Source organism: Pseudomonas sp. NPDC090208, from assembly GCF_044746785.1.
In the GTDB taxonomy this organism is placed as follows: domain Bacteria; phylum Pseudomonadota; class Gammaproteobacteria; order Pseudomonadales; family Pseudomonadaceae; genus Aquipseudomonas.
Genome location: NZ_JBIVCU010000016.1, coordinates 1 through 25,093 on the forward strand (window position 1 = coordinate 1; position 25,093 = coordinate 25,093).

Genomic DNA, 25,093 nt, shown 5'->3' on the forward strand with positions numbered 1-25,093 from the left:
ACAGGGTGAGATGGAAGTCTCCCAACGGTCTGTACTGGCTAGAGTCAGATTCGGCTTTCCGTCCTGCCCACCCCATCAAGTCTAAGCATACAAGCCGGCTTGCTGGCGAACATGGCAGATCAGATACCGTGAGGCTGATTGACCTGACGCATTCGCCAGCAAGACGGCTCTCACGGCCTTCGGTCAGAAGCAAACAGCTGGTTTTGCGCCGCACCTGTAGGAGCGCGCTTGCCCGCGATGGCGGTGTGTCAGCCGGTACAGGTTTGTCTGGATTGACGCCATCGCGAGCAGAGCTGCCTCCCACAGGCAATTAATTGTGTTCCGCTGTTCTGTAGCAGCCCGGCTTGTCGGCGGTGGCGATCTTTAGGACGCCTTCGCGGGCGAGCCCGCTCCCACAAGGAATCTGTGTATCGCCGGCTTTTGATCTGGCTTTTGATCTGGCTTTTGATCTGGCTTTTGATCTGGCTTTTGATCTGTTTTTGATCTGGGGCCCCGTCCCAGAAGGCCGAACGCAGGCGATGCGTAGTGGGCCAAGCGGCATGGATGCCGCGAGAGCCGCGTGGGCCATGGATGGCCCATTCGCGGCGAGCCCACGGAGCATTGCCGGAGTGAGGGTATGCCGAGCCTAGGCGAGGCACCGTATGGCGGGGTAAGAAGCCCTTGGTTACTTGGGGCTTTTCCAAGTAACTCGCCGTGAGGCGAAACAGGCTGCGTTAGCAGCTACAGCGTCAGGCCAGACACACCGAGTGCACAGGTTTTACGACGACTTCGTCGCCGCTCGCAGGGCAAGCCAGCTCCTACAAGGGTCCGCGTAAAGTGCCGAGGGCGAAACAGGGCTGCGTTAGCAGACTCGGCGGAGTAACTGACACACCGAGTGCGCAGGTTTACGACGACTGCGTCGCCGGTCGCAGGGCAAGCCAGCTCCTACAAGGGGCCGCGTAAACTGCCGAGGGCGAAACAGGGCTGCGTTAGCAGACTCGGCGGAGTGTCAGACACACCGAGTGCGCAGGATTTACGACGACTTCGTCGCCGATCGCGGGCAAGCGCGCCCCTACAGGAGCTCGCAGGGCAAGCTAGCGCCTACAGGAGATCGGTAGCGCCCGGCTCGATCGTCGGCAACGCCGCCAACGCCCGCTCCCAGATATCCCGCGTGCGCAACCACACCACCGCCTGCCAGTCCGGGTCGGCCGGGTAGAACTGCTCCAACAGGCCGCGCTTGATACCGGCGCCGGTGGCATCCAGCGGATCGCCATGCATATGCAGCCAGTGATCGTCACGCAAATGCTCATGCACCGCCGGCCCCGGATACGTCCCGCACTCAATCACAAACGGCATCAGATACACACCCGGCAAAGCGTCCAGCAAACGCTGCGAGGTATACCCGGTGGACGTCGCCGCCACCCCGGTTTCACTGGTGCGATTGGCACCGGTGACCAACGTGAACAACCACGGCCCGAACAGCGCCCTGGCCTGATCCAGCGCCGGATAGGCCCGCTCGACAATGCTCATCAGCATCGGATGGCCGTAATCCCCGGCGCCGGTGTGCAGATCGAAACTGGCCACGACCTCGCGCCCACTGAGAAAACGCTCGGCAATGCTGCCCAACGTACGGTTCGACCAACTCGGCGCCGCACCGCCATAAAACAGGCCATCGGCAAATTCATACTGCCCGGCCTCGACCACCGACATCACCTCTGCCCAGCCACGCTGATCGATCTCGCTCTGCAAGCGTGCATCGGCACGATCCCGCAGCGGCCCGCGCAGTTCGCGGCAGGCGTAGATGTCATGAACATCCCGGTAGGCGGCGTTGACCGGCAGCGGCCTGGTGAAATCCAGATAGTTACGGTTCTGGTCGAGGTTGCCCTCGTTGACCCGGCGCATCCACGCCGTGCCCCACGGGTTGATCAGGTGAATCATCAGAACCGCCACGCCCTCGGGCAGCGCACGCCCTTTCAACGACTCCAGCCAGCGGCTCTGGCAATCGGAGCCGTAATAGCCCTCCACACCGTGGGTACCGCTCAGCGCCACCAACACCTTGCGCGCATCGGGATCGCCCAGCCAGGCGACGTCGGTAAACAGCGCCTCACCGAACGGCCCCGGCAGCGGATGGGCGTATTCGCTCAACTGCGCGCCTACCGCCGTCGCGGCAGCCAGAAAACGTTCGCGCAACGCGCTGAACCCGGGTTGCTGCGGAAAAAACTGACTCATCGAAATCCCCATGAACAAAGGCCGGAAACGCACCGGGACAACCGTCAAATGGCCGTCGCATCAAAAATGTTACAAACAGACATCTTTTTGGCACATTTCTTCCTTGTGGAACGCCAGTACCACAAAAAGACCCGCGCCTACCCAGCAAAACCGTGAGTCTACGCTGCCCATCGGTGCGCAACACGCACCAAAGTGCAGGAAACGGACAGCACCCTGTCCATTAACAGTGCAGGACGCCCCACCAAAAGTCCGGCGTCCGTCGATAAGGAATTCGATTCGTGTCCGATTTGTCGCTGTCCCGTCATCCGCTGCTCTGCCCATCCTCCTGCGCTCACGCCTCCTCGCTGTCCGACAAGTCCCGCTCGTTGGTCTCACTGATCATGCGTCTGCGTTCCAGCGTCTGATTCCTTAACTGCAGATTGACCCGACGAGCAGCGGAGACGCTTGCCCGTTGTTTTTCTTTTTTCGCTCGTATTCTTTCTTATTGAACCTGAACACTCGACGGGATATTGCCGACCGCCAGAACATATAAAAACAATCGGAACATTTCCGCCCGACACTTCAACAAATATTAAATAGCCATCATTTTCCGATGGACGCTTTAGCTCACCCTGGAAACTTCCAGTTTCATTAAATGACTGACAAGTCACACAAGCCCGGATAACACGCGATGCGGAATTGATAGTGGGTGCACCAATTCGAACCTTGAATATCGAGTTTGGTGCACGGTCATCGAGGTTTATAAACACGGCCCTCTGCGAAGTTTATTCGCCAGGTTCGACGGCATCGCTCGGCCCGTTTTTTTGTTTGTCGGCGAAGGCTGAATATCCAGAACAACGCATTTTTAGTGAGAGTCGATAAAAAATTACAGGAATGCGACATTCCCGCAAAAACGCCGGAAAATGCCAGAACAGACGCTTTTGCTGGCACAGCGGTTGCAATTTCGACGACAGGAACTGCCGGATTCTCCCAGGCAGGCCCGTTGCGTCATTGATGAAAGCCCACCTATTCATTTACCAGCACAACAACAATCAGGAACTTGCGATGCCGTCCCCATAACCCGAACTGCAACCCTTCTTCCGTTAACGAGCTGACGGTCTTACGCCGGCTCACAGGTGTTTTGCGCCATTGAATGTGCAGGCATCAGGCATTCGAACATTGCTGCAATGTTTGAACGGAGTCTTATTGCCCTTCAACACACCGAGGGAGCTTTAATGAATGACGCGGTAAAAACGAAAGCCGTACCCGACCCGACACTTGAACAACTTGTCAGTGACTGGTCGCGTATTCCTTTCAAGGAAAACACCTCACGGCCTGGTGGTTTGAACAGGTCGCACGTGCTGTTATTGATTGCCGCTTCAGTGCTTATTCACGGCGCCGTCTGGTGGTACATGCAAAGTGCTAAATCCGAAGTGCCGGAAGTTGCCCCGAAAGTGCCGGAGATGACGGTCGAGTTGAGCAGCCCGACACCTCCTGCGCCGGAGCCGCCGCCACCGGAACCTCCGCCGCCACCACCTCCACCTCCACCGCCGCCGGAACCCGAGCAGCCGGTCGAAGACCCGGACGCCCTCAAGCCGCCACCCAAACCGGTGGAGAAGCCGAAGGTGGAAAAACCCAAGCCGGTGAAAAAGCCGGAACCGGTGAAAAAACCAACGCCGCCAGCACCGTCCGTGCCCGCTGCGCCGACCCCGACTGCGCCCCCGGCAGCCGCACCGACACCGCCGGCTCCTGCCGCGCCGGCAGCACCGGTCAAGGAAACCGCTGCGGTTTCGGGCCTGGCCAGCCTCGGCAACCCGCCACCGGAATACCCCGGCGCGGCACTGCGCAAGGGCATGGAGGGTCGGGTGATCCTGCGCATCAAGGTGCTGCCCAACGGCCGCGCCGGCAGTGTCGAGGTGACCAAGTCCAGCGGCAAGCAGGTGCTGGACGATGCCGCCATGGAAGCGGTGCGCAACTGGAAGTTCATTCCGGCCAAACGCGGCGACACGCCCATCGAGGGCTTCGCCACCCAGACCATCGATTTCAAGCTGCCGGAATGACCCGGCCAGCCACTGACAACTTTCATTAGCAGGTGAGGTGTAACCATGAACGAATCGCTGTCTTCCATGATTGTTCCCGGCGTGCTCTGGGCCCTGGTGTTTTTCTCCGTGCTCAGCTGGGCGCTGCTGTTGATCAAGTCGGCGCAATACCTGCGCCAGAAGACCCAGAACAAACAGTTCACCAAAGCGTTCTGGACCGCCCCGGACCTGCTCACCGCCGCCGAGCACGCCACTCAGTACCCCGGAGCCCTGGCACGCATCGCCAACAGCGGCTTCGAAGCCATGGCGGTCGAGGACACCCCACGCACCACCCAGCAACTGGCCCACACCATCAACCGTTCCGACCGCCTGGAGCGCAACCTGCGCCAGCAGATCCAGAAAGAACGCCGGGCCCTTGAGGCCGGTCAGGCGATTCTCGCCAGTATCGGCAGCACCGCGCCTTTCATCGGCCTGTTCGGCACCGTGTGGGGAATCATGGAGGCACTGCAGAGCATCGGCGCCAGCGGCTCGGCCAGCCTGGAAACGGTGGCCGGCCCGATTGGCCATGCGCTGATCGCCACCGGCGTCGGCATCGCGGTCGCGGTGCCTGCGGTGCTGATTTACAACTTCTTCCTGCGTCGCCTGAAACTTGCCGTGGCCGACATGGACGACTTCGCCCATGACTTCGATGCCCTCGCCCAGCGCAGCGCTTTCGCCGTCAGCCGCCAGCCGATTGCCCACAAGCAGGCTCACTCCGTGCGGGAGGCGATCTGATGTCGTTCTCCACTCAAGACAGCGATGATGTGCTCAGCGAAATGAACGTCACGCCGCTGGTGGACGTGATGTTGGTGTTGCTGGTGGTGTTCATCGTCACCGCGCCGCTGATGACCAACGCAATCAAGGTCAACCTGCCGAAAACCGACGCCGTGGCTCCCGCCGAGAAAAAGGATCCGGTGGTGGTCAGCGTCGATCAGGACGGCAAGTTCTATCTGGCCAAGTCGGAAATCGCCCCGGAATCGCTGGAAGTCAGCCTCAAGGACGTCAAGGCCAAGGACCCGGAAGTGCGCGTCCAGTTGCAGGCCGATACCAGCGTCAATTACGGCCAGGTGGCCAAGGCGATGGCCTCCATCGAACGCTCGGGGATCACCAAGATTTCGGTGATGACCAGCAAATGACCCACCGATGACGCAAGGGCTGCGCCCGGCGCAGCCCCGTACACCCTACTCCCGATGACACAGCCGGCCGCGCCATTTCGGCGCGGTGGGGAGCGGCTTGCTTGAAGAAAGTGGATTTCCCGACCGCCACAACCGCGTCGGAGCAACGAGGGCTCACAAGGCCATTTCAATCACATCTGGAATAAGTCGGAAATTACCATGCTGATGAGTTTTCCCGGTTTTACCCTCAAGCCCCTGGTCCTGGCCGTACAGCGGCATCCACGCGCATTGATCTGCGCGCTGGCCGTGGGCATGAGTCCGGTCTATGGGGCTGAAAGCAGCGAAGGGGCGGCGGATGCTGCCAGTGAGACAGCACCTGCAACAGCCGCTGCCGCAGAGCCGGCTACCACCCAGCTCAAACGGGTGGAAGTCACCGGTTCGGCGATTCGTCGGGTCGACGCGGAAACGGCCGTGCCGATCACCATCATGCGCACCGAAGACCTCAAGAAACAGGGCGTGACCACCACCGCCGAAATCGTTTCACGCATCACCGGCAGCAACTCCATCGACAACGCCGCCGGCTCCATCGGCAGCGCCACCGGCGGCGCCTCGTTCGCCGACATGCGCGGCATCGGCGCGAACAAGACGCTGATCCTGCTCAACGGCCGCCGCCTGGCCAACAACTCGATGTCCGGCACCCACTCGCAGGGTGGTGCGGTGGACCTGAACACCATCCCGTTCGCCGCCATCGACCGGGTCGAAGTGCTGCGCGACGGCGCCTCGGCCCTGTACGGCACTGACGCGATCGGTGGGGTCATCAACTTCATCACCAAGAAATCCCTGACCGAAGGCAACCTGTCCCTCGGCGGCAGCATGGCCGACGCCAGCGGTGGCGGCGGCACCAAGGACATGAGCGGCAGTTGGGGCTTTGGCGACCTGGAGCAGGACCGCTTCAACGTCATGGGCGTGTTCAACTACGCCACCCAGCAAAACCTCGATGCCAACGACCGCACCTTCGCCAGGGACTACGTGCCGGGTCGCGGTCTGGACTCGACCTCCCCTACCCCCTTCCCGGGCAACTACAGCCAGAATGGCGGCCCCAGCACCAACCCGCTGGCATCGAGCAACTGCAACGGCCCGAACCTGATCCCCGGCCAGGGCAACTGCAACTACAGCACGCGCAATTCCATCGACCTGGTCCCACAGACTGAAAAGACCTCGTTTTTCGGCCGTGCCACCGGCAAGCTCGCCGATGACCATAACGTCAGCCTCGAATATTTCTGGGCCCGCAACAACAACGCCACCACAGTCGCACCGGCACCGTTGACCGGTGTCAGCCTGCCCAACACCTCGCCGTTCTATCCGGGCAACGGCATCACTCCATTGCCGAACAATTTCACCCTCGACCCGAACGATCCGGTGGACATCCGCTGGCGTGAAACGGCTGCCGGTGATCGTCAGCAAAAAGACCAGAACACCGCGCAACGCTTGCTGCTGTCGTTCGACGGTAATGTCTCGGGCTGGGATTACAACGTCGGCGCCTCCTACAACCAGAGCAAGGTGGTCAACAGCGTGAGCGGTGGCTACGCCAGCGACGCCGCCATGACCAACGGCATTCTGAACGGCATCCTCAACCCGTTCGGCCCACAGACGCCGGAGGGTCAGGCCTACATCGACGCCGCCCAGTACCACGGCGCGTTCAGCACCGCAGTGGGCCGGGTCAGCGCACTCGACGGCCGCATCAGCCGGGAAATCGGCGACTGGTTCGGTGCCGGTGAAGCAGGCCTCGCCCTGGGGGGCGAATACCGCAAGGAGAAATTCCACCAGAGTATCGAGGCCTTCGCGGGTGATCTGGACAGCCTCGGCGTCGACCCGGATGGCAGCGTATCCGGTGACCGCAGCATTCAGGCGCAATACGCCGAGCTGAACGTGCCGGTACTCGACAGCCTGGAACTGTCGGCGGCAGTGCGTCACGACAAATACAGCGACTTCGGCAGCACCACCAACCCGAAATACTCGTTCCGTTTCCAGCCGTTCAAGGAGCTGGTGGTCCGTGGCGCCTACAGTGAAGGCTTCCGCGCGCCATCGCTGTACGAGCTGAACAACCCCAACTACACCACCTACAGCGTCGGCAAATACAACGACCCGCGCCTGTGTACCGGTGGCGTGGTGCAACCGGGCGGCAACGCCGGTCGTGACTGTGGCCTGCAGTTCTACAACCGCACCGGCGGCAACAAGGATCTGCAACCTGAAACCGCACGCAACGTGACCTTCGGCTTCGTCTATCAGCCGGTGCGTAACCTGTCGGTGGGCCTGGACTTCTGGTGGGTCAAGATCGCCAACCAGATCGAAGAGTTTCCCGAGTCCTCGGTGTTCGAGAACCCGGACCTCTATGCCGACCGCATCGTACGCGCGGCCGACGGCTCCATCGACCATATCGTCACGGGCCTTGCCAACCTGGGCAAGGTCAAGACCAACGGGGTCGACGTCAGCCTCGACTACCTGTTCCCGAACACGCCGTACGGCCAGTTCGGTGCCAACCTGCAAGGCACCTATGTCGACCGTTACGACTATCAGGAAACCATCGGTGGCGCGTACATCGACCGGGTCGGCGACTATCAGGGCACCGGCGTTTCGGCGCGCTGGAAGCACAACCTGACCGGCACCTGGAACCTGGGGTCATACCGTGCCTCGATCACCAACCGCTTCACCACCGGCTATTACGACCAGGACCGCACCACCAATTCACGGGTCGCGTCCTACTCGGTGTGGGACCTGTCGGCGGGTTACACCTTCGACAAGGCGCTGGATATCGATGTCGGCATGAAGAACATGTTTGACCGCAACCCGCCGTTCTCCAACCAGACCGATAACTTCCAGACCGGCTACGACCCGCGCTACACCGATCCACTGGGCCGCACGCTGTTCGCACGCCTGAATTACCACTTCTGAGCCTCCCCCGACGCGCTCACGCTCCGGCGCGTCGGGCCTCCTCTGCGAAATCGCGCCCCCGGCTTGCAGGTCTCATCCACCTTCCCCGGCCGGGGGATTTTTTCGGCGCTGCATGAACACCGAGGATTCATCGAACATGTGCGGTTCCCCTCTTTCATTGCGACGCCTGCTGCCTGGCATCGCGCTGCTGTACACGGTGATGTTTTTCATCGCCCTGCTGGCCGACGTGCCGCTGGCGGTCGCCACACCGGTCCACGCCCTGACCGTGTACGGCGAGGCCCCGAAGTACCCGGCCGGTTTCCGGCATTTCGATTACGTCGATCCCTATGCGCCCAAAGGCGGCTCGCTGAGCCGTGCGTCCGAGGAAATCGGCCAGTACAACTACCTGACGCCCTACGTCGATCAAGGCATTTCCGTGAGCCAGATCGACGCCTGGGTCTACTCGCCGCTGGCCTATCGCTCGCTGGACGAGCCCTACACGGTCTACGGCCTGGTGGCAGAAAAACTGGAGCGAGACCCGGGCAACCTGTGGGTGCGCTTCTATCTCAATCCCAAGGCACGTTTCGACGACGGCACACCGATCACCGCCGAAGACGTGCTCTACACCTTCAATACCCTGATCACTCAAGGCAGCTTCAGCTATCGCCCGCTGTACGGCGACGTCAAGGACGTGGTCATCGAGGCGCCGGGGCAGATTCGCTTCGACTTCAAGAACAACCTCAACCGCACGTTGGCGCTGGACCTGGCGAGCATGCGCATCGTTCCCGAGCACTGGTGGAAAAGCCGCGACTTCAGCAAGGGCGGCGGTTTCGAAGCGCCGCTGGGCAGCGGACCCTACCGCGTGTCGCGGGTCGATCCGGGGCGCAGTGTCAGCTTTCAGCGGGTCAGGGACTGGTGGGCCAAAGACCTGCCGGTCAGTCGCGGGCTGTACAACTTCGACAACCTGACGGTGAATTTTTACGGCGACACCGACGTCGCCCGGCAACTGGTGCAGGCCGGCAGCTTCGATTTCAACCGCGAGTTTTCCTCGTCCGGCTACGTGGTCGGCTACAGCGCGCCTAGCCTTGCGGACGGGCGGCTGCAAAAAACCATTCTGGCCAAGCAGCGCCCCGTGGCCGGGCAAGGTTTCGTGTTCAATCTGGACCGGCCGATGTTTCAGGACCGCCGGGTGCGTGAAGCGCTGGCGATGCTCTGGGATTTCGAATGGGTCAACGGTCAGATCATGCGCAATTTCTATGTGCGCGAGCAGAGCTACTTTCCGAAAAGCGACATGGCCGCCACCGCGCTGCCGGATGCGCAGGAGCGGAACATCCTTGAACCGCTGCGCGGGCAGATCCCCGATGAAGTCTTCACCCAGGTCTGGCAGGCGCCGAAGACCGACGGCAGCGGCTACATCCGCGACAAGCAGCTCAAGGCCCTGAAGCTGCTGGCCGACGCTGGCTGGCACGCGCGCAACAACCGCCTGGTCAACGCCGCCGGGCAGCCGCTGGAGTTCACCTTTCTCGACGGTCAGGGCGGTTTCGAGCGGTTGGTGCTGCCGTACAAGCGGGTGCTGGCGCAGATCGGCATCACCCTGAATTTCCGCCGTATCGATTCGGCGCAGTACATGAACCGGCTCAACGCCCGGGACTACGACATGATCGTGGTCAGCCTGCCGAACAACGGCAACCCGATCCTCTCCCCCGGCCGCGAACTGTACAACCTGTTCGGCTCGCAAAGCGCCCGCCAGGTCGGCAGTTCCAATGCCATGGTCCTGCGCGATCCGGCGGTGGATCGCCTGATCGACGGCCTGGTCGCCGCCAACAGTCGCAACGACATGCTGCATTACGCCCGCGCCCTGGACCGGGTGCTGCTGTGGGGTTTCTACATGATTCCGAACTACTACTCCCAAGGCACCCCCGTGGTGTTCGCCAACCGTTTTGGCCGGCCGAAAGTCGAGCCGATCTACGACATCGGCCTGGAAAGCTGGTGGCAGGTCAGCCCCGTTGCGCTGACCAATAGCGAGATGACCGCGCGCCTCGCGCCGCAGGCCAGCGTGACCACCACCGCACAAACGGAGGGCCGTTGAGATGCTGGCGTATACCTTGCGGCGTCTGCTGCTGATCATCCCCACGCTGTTGTGCATTCTGCTGGTCAACTTCTTTATCGTGCAGGCCGCACCCGGCGGCCCGGTGGAACAGGCCATCGCCCGGGTTCAGGGGCTGAGCCCGGCGGGTATCGGCGGTGGTGGCGGCGAGATGGCGGCGGCCGGCACCCTGAGCCATAGCGCCCAGGGCCTGGACCCGGCGCTGGTCGAAGCGATCAAGCACCAATACGGTTTCGACAAGCCGCTGCACGAGCGCTTGTGGCTGATGCTCGCGCACTACGCGCAGCTGGATTTCGGCGACAGTTTCTTCCGTGGCGCTACGGTCACCGGACTGATCCTGCAAAAGCTGCCGGTCACCCTCTCCCTCGGCCTGTGGGCGACCCTGATCACCTATCTGGTGTCGATCCCGCTGGGCATCCGCAAGGCGGTGCGTCACGGCAGCCGCTTCGATGTCTGGAGCAGCTCGCTGATCGTCGTCGGCTACGCAGTGCCGGCGTTTCTGTTCGCCATTCTGTTGATCGTGGTGTTTGCCGGCGGCAGCTACCTGAGCTGGTTTCCGGCCCAGGGGCTGCTGTCGGATGACTTCGACAACCTGTCAGCCGGTGGCAAGCTGCGCGATTACCTGTGGCACCTGGTGCTGCCGGTCAGTGCGCTGGTGATCGGCGGTTTTGCCACCCTGACCATTCTGGTGAAGAACAGCTTCCTCAACGAAATCAGCCGCCAGTACGTGGTCACCGCAAGGGCCAAAGGCCTGAGCGAACGCCGCGTGCTCTACGGCCATGTGCTGCGCAATGCCCTGTTGCTGGTGGTGGCCGGCATTCCCCAGGCGCTGATCGAGGTGTTCTTCGCCGGCTCCCTGCTGATCGAAACCATCTTCGGCCTCGACGGTATCGGCCGCATGAGTTACGAGGCGGCGGTCTCCCGCGATTACCCGGTGGTGTTCGGCAGCCTGTTCCTGTTCACCCTGTTCGGTCTGCTGATCAAGCTGCTGGGCGACCTCTGTTACACGCTGGTCGACCCGCGTATCGACTTTTCCGCGAGGAGCGCCTGATGTTCGAGCTGTCCATTCAAGGCCGGCGCCGCCTGGCGCTGTTCAAGGCCAACCGGCGCGGCTGGTGGTCGCTGTGGATCTTCGTCGCGCTGTTGGTGGTTTGCCTGTGCGGCGGTCTGATCGCCAACGACCGGCCGTTGCTGATCCGCTACCACGGCAATCTGTATTACCCGACCCTGCACCAGTATCTGGAAACCGACTTTGGCGGTGAATTGCCGTTCGAGCCGGATTACGCCAGCGATTACGTCCACAAACTGATCGAAAACCAGAGCGGCTGGATGCTGTTCGCGCCGATTCCGTTCAGCGCCGACACGGTCAACTACGACCTCAAGGAACCCTCGCCCAGCCCGCCCAGTGCGCGCAACTGGTTGGGCACCGACGATCAGGCACGGGACGTGATGGCGCGGGTGCTGTTCGGCATGCGCGTATCGATGCTGTTCGGTTTGCTGCTGACCGCCATCAGCACCGTGATCGGCATCTTCGCCGGCGCGATTCAGGGCTATTACGGCGGCCTGGCCGACCTGTTCGGCCAGCGCCTGCAGGAAATCTGGTCGGGCCTGCCGGTGCTCTATCTGCTGATCATCCTGTCCGGCTTCGTCGAGCCAGGGTTCTGGTGGTTGCTGGGGATCATGGCGCTGTTTTCCTGGCTGGCGCTGGTGGACGTGGTGCGCGCCGAGTTCCTCCGTGGCCGTAACCTGGAATACGTCAAGGCAGCCCGCGCCCTGGGGCTCGGCGACGGCGCGCTGATGCTCAGGCACATCCTGCCCAACGCCATGACCGCCACCCTCACCTACCTGCCGTTCATTGTTACCGGCGCCATTGCGACCCTGACCGCGCTGGATTTTCTCGGCTTCGGCATGCCGGCCGGCAGCGCCTCGCTGGGCGAACTGATAGGCCAGGCCAAACGCAACCTGCAAGCGCCATGGCTGGGCCTGACCGCGTTCTGTGCGCTGGCACTGATTCTGTCCCTGCTGGTGTTTATCGGCGAAGCCTGCCGTGACGCCTTCGACCCGCGAAGCTGAGGAATCCCGATGGAAAACAGCATGAACACCGCCAACGACACGCTGATCGACATCCGCCAGTTGCGGGTCGCCTTCAACGGCCATGAGGTGGTACACGGTATCGACCTGACCATTCGCCGTGGCGAATGCCTGGCGCTGGTCGGCGAGTCCGGCTCCGGCAAGTCGGTGACGGCCCACTCGATCTTGCGCCTGCTACCGGCAAAGACCACCCGCACCCAGGGCAACATCTGCTACGACGGCATCGATCTGCTGAACGCCAGCGATGCGCAACTGCGCAGCCTGCGTGGCAACCGCATCGCGATGATCTTTCAGGAGCCGATGACTTCGCTCAATCCGTTGCAGCGGGTCGAACAGCAGATCGGCGAAATCCTCGCCCTGCACAAGGGCCTCAAGGGCCAGACGGCGCGGCGTCGTACCCTGGAATTGCTCGAACTGGTGGGCATACACCAGCCGCAGGAACGGCTCAGGGCCTACCCGCACCAACTTTCCGGCGGCCAGCGCCAGCGGGTGATGATCGCCATGGCCCTGGCCAACGAACCGGACCTGTTGATCGCCGACGAGCCAACCACCGCGCTGGACGTGACCGTGCAGGCGAAGATTCTCGACCTGCTCAAATCGCTGCAGGCGCGGCTAGGCATGTCGCTGTTGCTGATCAGCCATGACCTCAATCTGGTGCGCCGCATCGCCCAGCGGGTCTGCGTGATGCGCAATGGCGGAATCGTCGAACAGGGCGACTGCCAGACCCTGTTCAGCCAACCCCAACATGAATACAGCCGGCAACTGATCAATGCCGAGCCGGACGGCCAGCCGGTGCCCAGCGCCCACCGGCAAACCCTGCTCAGCGTCGATGCGCTGAAAGTCTGGTTTCCCTTGCCAAGGCCGCTGTTCAGCCGCCAGCGCCAGTACATCAAGGCGGTGGACGGGGTCAGTTTCGAACTGATCAAAGGCAAGACCCTGGGGATTGTCGGCGAATCCGGCTCGGGCAAGTCGACCCTGGGTCAGGCGATCCTGCGCCTGATCGATGCCGAAGGCAGCATCCGTTTCGGCAACAAGGAACTGAGCCTGCGCAGTCAGCGCCTGATGCGACCGCTGCGCAAGCGCATGCAGGTGGTGTTTCAGGACCCGTTCGGCAGCCTCAGCCCGCGCATGACCGTGCAACAAATCATCGCCGAGGGCCTGCTGACCCACGGCATCGGCACGCCGGCCGAGCGCGAGCGCACGGTGATCCGGGTGCTCGGTGAGGTCGGTCTGGACCCGGACAGCCGCCATCGCTATCCCCACGAGTTCTCCGGCGGCCAGCGCCAGCGCATCGCCATCGCCCGGGCGCTGGTCATGGAGCCGGAGCTGATCCTGCTCGACGAACCCACCTCGGCGCTGGATCGCACCGTGCAAAAGCAGATCGTCGCCCTGCTGCGCGACCTGCAAGTGCGCCATGGCCTGACCTATCTGTTCATCAGCCACGACCTGGCGGTGGTCCACGCGCTGGCCCACGATCTGATCGTGGTGAGGAACGGCAAGGTGGTCGAGCAAGGTCCATCGCGGGACGTGTTTGCCCGTCCGCAACAGGCGTATACGCAAGAGTTGCTGAAGGCGTCGGGGCTGGAGTTCAGACCGTAACAGCGACGATTATGCCATCACCCTTCCTCTGTAGGAGTGAGCTTGCTCGCGATAGCGGTAGGTCAATCATCGCTGTGTTGGCTGACCCAACGCTATCGCGAGCAAGCTCACTCCTACAGGGAACACCTCGGCATTCCGACACACATTGCAACAACTACTACACTGAAACCCGGTCGCGACTCCTCATGCCTTGTCTCTCATGCCCGGGTACTCATCATGTCTACACTCCCGCTCACGTCTGAACGCCATGGCTGGTCTTTCTGGTGGAAACCGCTGCTGTTTCTGCTGGTGGCCGCTGCCGGCCTGTATTACGTCAAATGGTCGCCGTATTACCTGAAGTCATTCGTGGCCGCCGACACCCACAACATTGGCAATTCGATCATCAACGACAACCCCGCCAACCCATGGGCCGCCGCGTTGGCCTATGCGCAGGTGTATTTCCTGGCGATCTGGAAGGCCGCCGTGCTGGCGGTGATCCTCGGTTCGCTGCTGCAGGTGCTGATCCCCCGGGACTGGCTGTTGCGCATGTTCGGTCGTGCCGGCCTCGGTTCGACCGTGCGTGGCGGCCTGTTTGCTCTGCCCGGCATGATGTGCAGCTGCTGCGCGGCGCCGGTGGCCGCCGGGCTACGCAAACAGCGGGTGTCGGTGGGCGCGGCACTGGCGTTCTGGATCGCCAACCCGGTGCTCAATCCCGCCACTCTGGTGTTCATGGGCTTCGTGCTGGGCTGGGGTTTCACCGCCCTGCGTCTGGTGGCCGGCATCGTGCTGGTGGTCGGCGTGTCGCTGGTGGCGCAGCGCATCTCCCGTCCTGAAATGCTGCCCGAAGAAGCCGTGGAAGCGGTGGCCGAAGCCGAGATGCCGGCCCAGGGCGACCTGCTGGTACGCTGGGCGAAAACCCTCTGGCAATTGTTCTGGACCACCATCCCGATCTACGTGGTCGCCGTGTTGGTGCTGGGTGCCGCGCGGGTCTGGCTGTTCCCCCATGTCGACGGCGCGATGGGCAACAGCCTGCTGTGGCTGGTGCCACTGGCGATTGTCGGCACGCTGTTTGTCATTCCAACGGCAGCGGAAATCCCCATCGTGCAGACCCTGATGACCCTCGGCCTGGGCACCGCCCCCGCCGTGGCGCTGCTGATGACCCTGCCGAGCGTCAGCCTGCCGTCGCTGCTGATGCTGCGCAAATCCTTCGACAGCAAGGTGTTGGTGACCGTGGGTGTGTTGACCATGGTGATCGGGGTGATCAGCGGATTGATCGGGGCGGCGGTGCTCTGATTTCGCCCCCTGTAGGAGCTGGCTTGCCCTGCGAGCGGCGGGGCACCCGTCGTAAAACCTGCACACGCGGTCTTTCTGGCACGCCGCGTATACCGATTTTACGACTGCTACGCAGCCGCTCGCAGGACAAGCCAGCTCCTACAGGGGACCGCAGGCCCCAATTCGTTCTGGTTACCTGGCCTTGCGCTGCCTCAGATACTCGACCACCGCCTGCCGGTCCCCGGCAAATTCGATGCGCTCGCGCTTGGCGTCGCGCTGGTAGGCGTACATCGGGTCGTAATACTCGCTGAGCATGGCGCTGATCCAGCTGCGATGTCCGTCGACTTCACCGCTGCGGGCCTGTTCTTCCAGGGCTTGATCCATGATCGCGGCCAGGCGCTGATAGCGCTCGCCGCCCAGGCGCCGGACGATCCCCGCCAGGCTGTGTTGCAAACGTTCGGCATAGGCAGCAAAACCACTGTCCTCGCCTTGAACGGCCACGAACTCGGCGCACAGGTCGATCACGTAATCCTTGAGAATCCGCTCCACACGGCTGGCGAAACTGTCTTCCAGCCATACCAGCGGCGCCACCTGCATGCTCCGATACAACGTCAGCGGCACCGCACGACTGCCGACGATGCGGCCTTCGTCCTCGATCACGAACTGATGCAAGTGGCGGGCGCGTTTCTTGAGGATGTCGATGGCCAAGGTATTTTCAAAATCGATCTGTCCCGGTTGCGCCGTGGCGCGCTTGCCGAAACTGGAGCCACGGTGGTTGGCATGGCCTTCCAGGTCCAGGGCGTTGTCCAGTTGCGGCAGGATTTCGGTCTTGCCGGTGCCGGTCATGCCGCCGAGCAGCACGAAATCGCATTCGGCCACCGCCTGCTCGGTGGTGCCGATCAAAAAGTTGCGCAAGGCCTTATAGCCGCCAATCACCCGCGGGTACTGAATGCCCGCCTCGTCCTTGAGCCACTGCTGGGTGATCTGCGAGCGCAGCCCGCCACGAAAGCAATACAGATAGCCGGCGGGATGACGGCGGGTGAAGTCGGACCAGGCGTCGATGCGTGCCTGCTTGAGCGCACCGGACACCAGTTGATGCCCCAGTTCGATGGCGGCCTGCTGGCCCTCCTGTTTGTAACAGGTGCCGACCTTCTGCCGCTCGTGGTCATTCATCAGCGGCAGGTTGATCACACCCGGAAAGGCGCCCTTGGCGAACTCGACAGGGGCGCGTACGTCCATCAGCGGCAGGTCGTGGAGAAAGATGTCGCGAAAATGAGCGCTGTTGTCGCGCATCAGAGCACCTCGACAGCGAGTCGCTGTCGTTCCACCAGCTCGCCGATAGGCGCCAGATCCAGCCCCAGTTCGCCGGCCATCGCCAGAAACGCGGCCTCCTCGTCCGGTTCGACGGCGACCAGCAGGCCGCCGCTGGTCTGCGGGTCGCACAGCAACAGTTTCTGCGCTTCGCTGAGGGCGCCGATACGTTCGCCGTAACTGTCGAAATTGCGGTGGGTACCGCCGGGAATGCAGTTCTGCTCGATATAGAAGTCGACGCTGCCCAGACGCGGTACCGCTGCGCCGTTCAGGCGTGCCGTGAGCCGGCTGCCATCGGCCATTTCCACCAGATGGCCGAGCAGGCCGAAACCGGTGACATCGGTCATCGCCGTGACCCCGGCCAGTTTCGAGAAACGACTACCTGGCTTGTTCAGCGTACACATCACGTCACGGGCCAGGCCGATGTCTTCGTCGCGCAACAGGCCCTTTTTCTCGGCCGTGGTCAGAATGCCGATGCCCAGCGGTTTGGTCAGGTACAACCGGCAGCCGACGGTCGCGGTGTCATTGCGCTTCATGAAGCGCTTTTCCACGAGCCCCGTGACCGCCAGACCGAAGATCGGCTCCGGCGCATCGATGGAATGCCCACCCGCCAGCGGGATACCGGCAGCATCGCAGACCGCGCGACCGCCACGGATCACCTCGCGGGCGATCTCCGGGGCCAGCACGTTGACCGGCCAGCCGAGAATGGCGATGGCCATCAGCGGATCGCCGCCCATGGCGTAAATGTCGCTGATGGCGTTGGTGGCGGCGATGCGACCGAAATCGAACGGGTCGTCGACGATGGGCATGAAGAAATCGGTGGTGGAGACCACGCCCTTTTCGTCGTCGATGGCATACACCGCCGCATCGTCACGGGAGGCATTGCCGACCCACAACCGCGGATCGAGGTTCTGCGCACCGCTGCCGGCGAGAATGGTTTCCAGGACTTTCGGCGAAATCTTGCAGCCACAACCGGCGCCGTGGCTGTATTGGGTAAGACGAACGTTGTCGTTCATGGCAGGCCTCTGCGTATCGAGGCACTGAAGTCTATCAGAGCATTGCAGGGTCGGCCTTTTGCCAGACCACACACATTTGCTGTAGGAACCGGCTTGCTGGCGAACGCGTCGTGTCAGGCGCAATTGATGTTGCTGACCCACCGCGTTCGCCAGCAAGCCGGCTCCTACAAGGTTCGGCTCAGGATTGCGCCTTGATCAGGGTCTGCAGCGAGGCGTCGAATTTCTCCAGTGCATTGACCTGTACGTCGCGCTGACGGTTGATCTCGGCGGCGATCTCCGGGGCGCGCTTGGTGTGCGCCCAGATTGGCGACATCGACTTGGCATCGCTGCCTTCGGCCTTGCCGATGAACTTGAAGTCACTGTCGAAGAACTCGGCGACGATACTGGCCTGCACGTCCGAACTGCGCTCGGTGATCAGCTTGCTGCGGGTGTCCAGCAGGACGATCACGTCGGGCCGGGCGGCCAGTACGCTGTCCAGGTTCTCGTAGAAGGCCACGCTGGCGAACTGTTTTTCCAGCGTCTGGGCGAAACCGTTGAGGACCATTTCCGGGTCGGAACTGTTGACGTAGGCATCGGTGATACGCGAGTCGGTCAGCCCCGCCGTCACGCCATGGCGCGCGGCGTCGTTATAGCGGGTCAGATAAGCCAGATTGGCCTTGGTGTTTTCGGTGAACACCACGCCCACGCTCTGGGTGTGCTTCAGCGTTTCGCTCGACTGGCCGGCAGCACGGGCCTGGCCGTCCTGTACATTGGAATAACGCGGCGCACCGGGCACGGCACATCCGGCCAGGGCGGCAAGCAAGGCAAGGGCAGCAACGATTCGAAGGCTCATGGACTGTTCTCCGGGACAGGCTCAGTTGGCGTGGTGCCATCCTGAAGCCCGCAGCGGCAAAGCTGAACTTGAGCGAATCGATGGTGAACATCGATCAAAGCAATAGTGGGCTCAGAGCCGCGCCATTCTGCGCGCGCTCAGCACCTGCGCCAGCATCAGCGTGCCGACGCACAGCAGAGCCACAGGCAAGCCCAGCCCATGGGCGACGAAGCCGATCAGCGCCGGGCCGAGCAAAATGCCGGTATAACCGATGGCCGTGATCGTGGCGATGGCCAGCCCCGCAGGCATGGCGGTTTGCGCACCGACCACGGCACAAAACAGCGGAAAGGTATTGGACAGGCCCAGACCGATCAAGGCAAAGCCCAATAGAAACAACGGCCACCACGTCAGCAGGATCGCCATGGCGAAGCCCACCATCACCAGCAGCCCACCGGCAATCAACAAGGTGGCTGCACCAAACTGACTGCGCAAACGGTCGCCACAAAACCGCCCTGCCGCCATCGCCAGGGAAAACACCGCGTAGGCGCCACCGGAAATCGTCGTATCGACCTGGCGCTCGGTATGCAGGAACACCGCACTCCAGTCCAGCATCGCGCCCTCGACCAGCAGCGCGATGAAACACAGCACGCCGATGACCAGCACGCTGCCGGTGGGTCGGGCGAACGGCGCTGCCGGGTCGTCGGCGCCGTAGGGCAACAGGTGGCGCGCATGCCAGAGCAACAGCCCGGCGATGATCGCCACCACCACGCACACCGCCGGCAGCGGCGCCAGACCGTTCCACAGCAGCACACTCATCAGCAATGCGCTGGCGATGCCGCCGAGGCTGAACAGACCGTGGAAGCCCGACATCAATGGCCGGCCATGGTCCTGCTCGACAATCAGCCCCTGCACGTTCATCGCCACATCGATACTGCCCAGCCCGGCGCCGAACAGCGCCAGGGTCAACGCCAATGCAGCAAACGCGGACAGACTGGCCAGCAACGGCAGCATGGCGCAGATCAACAGACCACCGGCCAGGGCGACGAAGCGACAGCCCTTGCGCGTGGTCAGTACGCCCGCCAATGGCATCGCCAGCAATGACCCGGTGCCGAAACACAACAGCAGCAGGCCCAGTTCCGCATCCTCGATACCGGCCCGCTCCCGGGCGAACGGCACCAGCGGCGCCCAGGCTCCCAGCGCCATGCCCGAGAGCAGAAAGGTCAGGCGGTAGCTCCACAGGTGAATGAGCGTGGGTGTGCGAACGGTTTGGGCGATGGACAAGGGGAACGGCCTTACGGATTTGAAATGAAGTGAATGCAACGGCTTGCGTCAACACTGCGCTGGCGCGGCGGATATTGTGGGAGGGAGCCCTGCTCGCGAAGGCGGTGGTTCTGCCAGCACAGTATCGACTGGCCTGACGCATTCGCGAGCAGGGCTCCCTCCCACGGGGTTTGCGTCGCCCAATGACCTTGGACTTACACCCACCCGCCAGAACCTTACATCATCGGCGCCGCCATGCTCACCACGCGCAACGCCAGCCCTTCATAGGCATCAAGGCTGATGGTGAATTCGCCCTCTTCAGTCAGATCACCTTCGACCCGCTCATTGATGATATCCACCACCGGCCCCGGCGCGATGCCCGGCAGGTGCAGGGTCTCCACCAGCGCCTCCGGGCTGAAGTTGAGAGCAGTGATCTGTGTGCCCTTCCCGGCCGGCAGTTCGTGAACCATGATCAACAACCCCGGATGTTCGACATCGGGGATCAGGATCTGCCGACTGGCGGCGATGTCGTAGGCGCGGCGCACGGCGAGGATCTTCTTTAATTGTGAAGCAAAAGAGTCTGGCCGCTGCAGTTGTTCGACCAGGCTGCCGTACAGCGACTTCGGCCTCGGCATGCCACCGGCAGAACGTTCCGCGTAAGGGTCCAGATCAACCAGATCGTACGCGCCGCGATGAATCCAGCGGGTGTCGCCATCGCCCATCAAATGCGCGACCTGCTCGGACGGCAACGGCAAGGCGCCGACCAGATCCCAGCCGGACAAGGCAAAAACGCCCGGCTGCATGGCGTTGAACATCACCAGCAACAGGTGAATGTGCTGGATCTTGTGAATGTCGGCGGCGCTGATGCTGTCCAGATCGCGGATACCCAACGCCGCGGTGATGATGCTCGCGGTTGTGCAGGACACGCCGTTGGTGACGAACTTGAGGTTATACGGCGCGTGCTCGCCGGCCAGCCGCTCGTACATCTCCTCGCGGATGTGCTCGCGCAGGATATTCCCCGGGAAGGTCTGGCCCTGATACAGGTACTGGTCGTGGGCGTGCAGGGTCCAGAAATGCACCAGCTCCAGGGTCAGTTCATCGTGGTTCTGCAGCGCGTGGATCAGTGACGCTGGGTCGATGCCGAAATCGTGGACCTGGCGCAGCATCAGGCGCAGAAACTCGGTGCGGCCGGTGAGCAATGCGTGCTGGTAGGCCGGCCGGGTAATGAAGTCGTAGGACAGGTCGGCGCCGCCGTGGGACATCGCGGCGATGTCATCGATGGTCAGGTTCAGCTCCTGAAAGCTGAAACCGCCAGCCTTGCGGATCGCCCCGGCCAGCAACTGATTGCCGGTGATCGACAACGGATGGCTTTCCGACCACGCCGTGCCCTCAGCCTTGCGCTCGACCCCGAGGAAGCCGTTGGCGTCCAGGCGCAGCACCCGCGCACCCATCACGTCGATGGCATGCAGGGCGTCGCCGATGATCATCTGTTGTGCGGCGAAACTGGGGTCGAGCCAGTTCAGCGACGGCTGGCCTTCCTTGAAATAATGCAGGTAGACCCAGCGCCGCGCCTTGCCGTCGACACCCGTGATTACCGGGGTGGTGCTCCAGTCGGTTTCCTTGACGCCGGGCTCGAAGAAGATCACCCGCTGCAACTGGCCGACGATGTAATGCTTGTCGCGCAGCGCATCGACCGTGGCCGGCAGCAGATTCACCGCATCGCGCCCCGGCGGCACTTCGGGCAGCAATGGCCAGTCTTCCTCGCGAATTTCGACCATGTGGTACAAACCCGGATAGTCCTCGTAGGCCAGCTCGGCCAGACGAAAATCCGCGCCCTTGCCGGTGTGGGACGGAATCACGTCATCGACGATCACCGCGTTGTGCGCGGCGGCGATACGGCTGAGGTTGAGGAATTGCGCGTCGGTGCCCAGATCGGCGTCCACTTCAAAGCTGATGCGGTCGAAATTGCCGTCGATGCTCGGTGTGCGCTGGCGGCCCTTGAGGCCACCGGAAGCTTTCAGCGGGCCGTTGTGGATGCCCTGGATGCCGATTTCAGAGAGCGCGTGCCAGAGTTTTTCATCGCCCAACGCTTCCAGCACCGAGCCGCCCTCGCGGGTGATGATCGACGCCGGGTAGGCGGTGAACCACACCGAGGCGATGGCCGAGGCATCGCGGGGGCGCGCTTGGGCGTAGGGTCGCTGCCAGAGGCGGCCCTGACCGCCATAGAGTTTTGCGCGCTGTTTTGCGGCGTTGAGCATGGATTGCTCAACCAGCCATTCCACGTACTGCTTGTCCGGGGTGGTCATAGGGTCCAGGGTTCCGTCTTCAAGGGATGGGAGAACTCGCCCGGAGCGCGCCTGGCACTGTCCGGGACGATCCTGTCTACGCCGTTGCTACTGTCTATGAGCGCGGACGAGCACAAACGTTCGGTCCCGAGTACGAGCCTTGTTTTCACCTGCGGCACCTTGTAGGAGCTGGCTTGCCCTGCGACCGGCGACGCAGTCGTCGTAAAACCTGTGTCCTCGGTGTGTCTGGCGTATTACTGGTCTGCTAACGCAGCCTGTTTCGCCTGACGGCGAGTTACTTGGAAAAGCCCCAAGTAACCAAGGGCTCTTCACCCCGCCATACGGCATCTCGCTGATGCTCGATGTTCCCTCACTCCGGCGACGCTCCGTGGGCCCGCCGCGAATGGGCCATCCATGGCCCACGCGGCTCTCGCGACATCCTGTCGCTCGGCCCACTGCGCATCGCCTGCATTCGGCCTTCTGGGACGGGGCCCCAAGATCAAAATCCAAAGCAAGATCAAAATCCAAAGCAAGATCAAAAGCCGGCGAAACACAAAAACCTTGTGGGAGCGGGCTTGCCCGCGAGGCGTCCTCAAGATCGCCACCGCCGGCAAGCCGGACTGCTACAGCGATTGTGGATACACCACAAAACAAAGTGGGAGGGAGCCCTGCTCGCGAAAGCGGTGGATCAGTCAACACAAGGCTGTCTGGACTCACGCCTTCGCGACCCTCGTAAACTCGGATCCCTCCCACGGCCTGCGGCCAGAATCAACAGCAGCAGGTGTTCACGGGTCCGTAGCAGCCCGGCCTGCCCGCGAAGGCGTGTTGTCAGATGCAGCCAACATCCCTGAACAAACAACAATCCACTGTGGGAGCGAATTCATTCGCGATGCGAAGGCTCAGACAACACATTGGGTGCGGTCGTGCAGGCCTCTTGCGAATGCATTCGCTCCCACCGTTTTTCAGGGTGTCGGGCAAATTTCAGCATGCCGCCAGAACCCGCAGCCGTCCGGTGAATAACCTTTGCTTCTGGCCAAAGGCTATGGGAGGGAGCTCTACACGCGATAGCGTCATTCCAGACAACTCTGTGCCGATTGACCCACTGCCATCGCGAGCAGAGCTCCCTCCCACTGGGAATTAATTGTGTTCCGCTGTTCTGTAGCAGTCCGGCTTGCCGGTGATGGCGATCTCAAGGACGCCTTCGCGGGCGAGCCCGCTCCCACAGGGAGTGTGTGTCGCCGGCTTTTGATCTGGCTTTTGATCTTGGGGCCCCGTCCCAGAAGGCCGAACGCAGGCGATGTGGAGTGGGTCGAGCGACAGGATGTCGCGAGAGCCGCGTGGGCCATGGATGGCCCATTCGCGGCGGGCCCACGGAGCATCGCCGGAGTGAGGGCATGCCGAGCCAAGGCGAGGCACCGTATGGCGGGGTAAGAAGCCCTTGGTTACTTGGGGCTTTTCCAAGTAACTCGCCGTCAGGCGAAACAAGGCTGCGTTAGCAGACTCGGCGGAGCGTCAGACAAGCCAAGGACACAGGTTTTACGACGACTTCGTCGCCGGTCGCAGGGCAAGCCAGCTCCTACAGATACAGCGCAAAACCACCCGTAGCAGTCCGGCTTGCCGGCGGCAGCGATCTCAACAACGCCAACGCCGGCAAACCGTGCTGCTACGGAACTGCGGACCTTAACGGCCCGCCTCCAGGAACCCGGTTACTGCCCGTGCTCACCCTTGAGGTCATCCCGCACGGCCTTGATCTGCTGAGCAGACACCGCACTGGCATGGTTCGACCAACCCTGGCGCAGGAAGGTCGCCAGCTGCGCCGCCTCGGCATCGTCCAGACGATAGGCGAAGCCCGGCATTGGCAGCACCGATGGCGAACGCTCGGTCGACGGGGTTTGCGTACCCGCGAGGATCACCTGAATCAGCGCCGTCGGATTGTCCGCGTTGACGACCGAAGCGCCGTCCAGTTTCGGGAACACCCGTGGCGCGCCATTGCCGGCAACGAAGTGGCAGGCACCGCAGTTGTCCAGATACAGACGCTCGCCCAGATTCAGGTCCTTCGCCGCCGTCAGTTTCTGCGTGGTGGCGTCGCTGCGTTGCACCTGATGCTGATAAACCGGCTGGCCGCCCTCAAGGGATTTGAGGTACGCAGCGATGGCCTTGAGGTCGGCATCGGTCATGTGCGAGGTGCTGTTGGCGACCACGTCGGTCATCTCGCCCGCCACCGAAGCCTGGTCATTGCGACCGCTGCCCAGGTAATCGACGATCTCGTCCTGAGTCCAGTGCTTGACGCCACGCAGCGCAGGCACCGCCCAACCGTTCAACTCGGCGCCAGTCAGGTAGGCAGGCGACGAGGCATCGAGGCCTTTCTCCTGCATGGTCAGCGCCCGTGGCGTGTGACACGAACCACAGTGGCCCAGCCCTTCCACCAGATAGGCGCCGCGCGCGATCTGCGGATCGACGTTCACCGCAGCCGCCTTGATCGACGCCCCGGCCGCCTCAGGCGATGGCGAGAACAGCGCGCGCCAGTACGCCAACGGCCAGCGCAGCGACAGCGGCCACGGGATGTCATTGGCCTTGTTGGCCTGTTTGACCGGCGCGACACCGTGCATGAAGTAGGCGTAGAGCGCCTGGGTGTCTTCATCGGTGGTGCCGGCGTAGGAAGGGAACGGCATGGCCGGGTACAGCGCGCTGCCGTCATGACCGACGCCACGGCGCACGGCGCGTTCGAACTCGCCGTAAGTCCAGCCGCCAATGCCGGTTTCGCGGTCGGGGCTGATGTTGGTGGAATAGATCGTACCGATCGGCGACTTGATCCCCAGGCCACCGGCGAAAGGCTTGCCGCCACCGTGAGCGATGTGGCAGGCCACGCAGTCACCGGCACGGGCCAGGTATTCGCCCTTGGCAATCAACTCGGGCGTGACCGCCTGAGTCATGACTTCAGCGGCATTGCCCGAACGGTTCAATACGCCACTGAACAGCCAGGCCGCCAGCGCGCCGACCACACCCAGAACAACCAGCACCAGCAGGGTACCACGGACATTCAACTTCATT

17 protein-coding genes are annotated in these 25,093 nt (G+C 62.6%); 10 read left to right on the top strand and 7 right to left on the bottom strand.

Annotated features, from left to right (window positions below):
- Nucleotides 1-1,080: 1,080 nt before the first annotated feature.
- Nucleotides 1,081-2,208: a DUF2817 domain-containing protein gene (locus ACIPL0_RS23430; protein ID WP_400603029.1), complete on the bottom strand. Its 1,128-nt coding sequence runs from the start codon at nt 2,206-2,208 to the stop codon at nt 1,081-1,083.
- 278 nt (nt 2,209-2,486) lie between these two features.
- Here ACIPL0_RS23430 and ACIPL0_RS23435 point away from each other — a divergent pair, with 278 nt between their 5' ends.
- From ACIPL0_RS23435 to ACIPL0_RS23480, 10 genes are all read left to right on the top strand, one after another.
- Nucleotides 2,487-2,612, top strand: coding sequence for a hypothetical protein (locus ACIPL0_RS23435; RefSeq protein WP_400731613.1), 126 nt, complete (start codon nt 2,487-2,489; stop codon nt 2,610-2,612).
- 810 nt (nt 2,613-3,422) lie between these two features.
- Nucleotides 3,423-4,247: an energy transducer TonB gene (locus tag ACIPL0_RS23440; protein WP_400603028.1), complete on the top strand. Its 825-nt coding sequence runs from the start codon at nt 3,423-3,425 to the stop codon at nt 4,245-4,247.
- A 45-nt stretch (nt 4,248-4,292) separates the two neighbouring features.
- Complete coding sequence (locus ACIPL0_RS23445; RefSeq protein WP_400603027.1) at nt 4,293-5,000, top strand: MotA/TolQ/ExbB proton channel family protein; 708 nt, start codon at nt 4,293-4,295, stop codon at nt 4,998-5,000.
- Nucleotides 5,000-5,401 carry an ExbD/TolR family protein gene (locus tag ACIPL0_RS23450; RefSeq protein WP_400603026.1) on the top strand — a complete coding sequence of 134 codons (402 nt, stop codon included), beginning with the start codon at nt 5,000-5,002 and terminating at the stop codon, nt 5,399-5,401. Before ACIPL0_RS23445 ends, ACIPL0_RS23450 begins: the two co-directional genes overlap by 1 nt.
- Nucleotides 5,402-5,599: 198 nt before the next feature.
- Nucleotides 5,600-8,332: a TonB-dependent receptor gene (locus tag ACIPL0_RS23455; RefSeq protein ID WP_400603025.1), complete on the top strand. Its 2,733-nt coding sequence runs from the start codon at nt 5,600-5,602 to the stop codon at nt 8,330-8,332.
- A gap of 199 nt (nt 8,333-8,531) precedes the next feature.
- The gene (locus ACIPL0_RS23460; RefSeq protein WP_400603030.1) at nt 8,532-10,400 is read left to right on the top strand and encodes an extracellular solute-binding protein; all 1,869 of its coding nucleotides are present in this window, start codon (nt 8,532-8,534) and stop codon (nt 10,398-10,400) included.
- Nucleotide 10,401: 1 nt separating this feature from the next.
- Nucleotides 10,402-11,469 (top strand): microcin C ABC transporter permease YejB, encoded by a 1,068-nt coding sequence (locus ACIPL0_RS23465; RefSeq protein ID WP_400603024.1) that lies wholly within the window; start codon nt 10,402-10,404, stop codon nt 11,467-11,469.
- Nucleotides 11,469-12,491 (top strand): ABC transporter permease, encoded by a 1,023-nt coding sequence (locus ACIPL0_RS23470; RefSeq protein ID WP_400603023.1) that lies wholly within the window; start codon nt 11,469-11,471, stop codon nt 12,489-12,491. Before ACIPL0_RS23465 ends, ACIPL0_RS23470 begins: the two co-directional genes overlap by 1 nt.
- A gap of 21 nt (nt 12,492-12,512) precedes the next feature.
- Nucleotides 12,513-14,108 (top strand): ABC transporter ATP-binding protein, encoded by a 1,596-nt coding sequence (locus ACIPL0_RS23475; RefSeq protein ID WP_400603022.1) that lies wholly within the window; start codon nt 12,513-12,515, stop codon nt 14,106-14,108.
- 216 nt (nt 14,109-14,324) lie between these two features.
- Nucleotides 14,325-15,380, top strand: a complete 1,056-nt coding sequence (locus ACIPL0_RS23480) for a permease (RefSeq protein WP_400603021.1) — start codon at nt 14,325-14,327, stop codon at nt 15,378-15,380.
- A 171-nt stretch (nt 15,381-15,551) separates the two neighbouring features.
- On the opposite strand, the gene mnmH is transcribed toward ACIPL0_RS23480, so the two are convergent.
- The 6 genes from mnmH to ACIPL0_RS23510 all read right to left on the bottom strand — a co-directional run bounded on the left by mnmH (nt 15,552) and on the right by ACIPL0_RS23510 (nt 25,092).
- Nucleotides 15,552-16,652, bottom strand: coding sequence for a tRNA 2-selenouridine(34) synthase MnmH (gene mnmH, locus ACIPL0_RS23485; protein ID WP_400603020.1), 1,101 nt, complete (start codon nt 16,650-16,652; stop codon nt 15,552-15,554).
- Nucleotides 16,652-17,686, bottom strand: coding sequence for a selenide, water dikinase SelD (gene selD, locus ACIPL0_RS23490; protein ID WP_400603019.1), 1,035 nt, complete (start codon nt 17,684-17,686; stop codon nt 16,652-16,654). Before selD ends, mnmH begins: the two co-directional genes overlap by 1 nt.
- Before the next feature lie 178 nt (nt 17,687-17,864).
- Nucleotides 17,865-18,518, bottom strand: coding sequence for an ATPase (locus ACIPL0_RS23495; protein ID WP_400603018.1), 654 nt, complete (start codon nt 18,516-18,518; stop codon nt 17,865-17,867).
- A 111-nt stretch (nt 18,519-18,629) separates the two neighbouring features.
- Complete coding sequence (locus tag ACIPL0_RS23500; RefSeq protein ID WP_400603017.1) at nt 18,630-19,778, bottom strand: MFS transporter; 1,149 nt, start codon at nt 19,776-19,778, stop codon at nt 18,630-18,632.
- 215 nt (nt 19,779-19,993) lie between these two features.
- On the bottom strand, nt 19,994-22,063 hold the full coding sequence (gene treS, locus ACIPL0_RS23505) for a maltose alpha-D-glucosyltransferase (protein WP_400731614.1): 2,070 nt from the start codon (nt 22,061-22,063) through the stop codon (nt 19,994-19,996).
- A 1,685-nt stretch (nt 22,064-23,748) separates the two neighbouring features.
- Entirely contained in the window at nt 23,749-25,092 is a 1,344-nt protein-coding gene (locus tag ACIPL0_RS23510; protein ID WP_400601221.1) for a c-type cytochrome, read from the bottom strand.
- Nucleotide 25,093: the final 1 nt, after the last annotated feature.